Origin of the sequence: Rhodococcus sp. KB6 (genome assembly GCF_001445685.1) — a bacterium.
Lineage (GTDB): Bacteria > Actinomycetota > Actinomycetes > Mycobacteriales > Mycobacteriaceae > Rhodococcus_F > Rhodococcus_F qingshengii.
This window is the reverse complement of the sequence record NZ_LNAK01000130.1, coordinates 1-260: the sequence shown is the minus strand read 5'-3', so window position 1 is coordinate 260 and position 260 is coordinate 1. Positions and strand designations below refer to the sequence as shown.

Below are 260 nucleotides of genomic sequence, written 5' to 3'. Positions count from 1 at the left end.
CCGACAATGGATTCGGAGTTCGTTCGAGTCAGCTCGCCGAGCTTGTCGGAGAGCTTGGGCAGCGCTCCGGTGTCCTTCATGTCGAAGAGCAGATGCTGAGTGCCCCACGTTCCGGCCGCGAGAATGACGTTCGCAGCCGTGTAGGTGCGGCGGTTCTTTCGTCCGAATGCACCGGTTCGCTCGGTGAACACGTCCCACGAACCGTCGCGAGCCTCACGAAGCCCGGACACGGTGGTCATCGGAATGATCTCGGCGCCGGC

The 260-nt window shown here is 63.1% G+C and carries 1 pseudogene; it reads right to left on the bottom strand.

Features of this window, described 5'->3' with window-relative positions:
• Positions 1–260 (bottom strand): annotated as a pseudogene (locus ASU23_RS19915) (cholesterol oxidase); the annotation flags it as partial.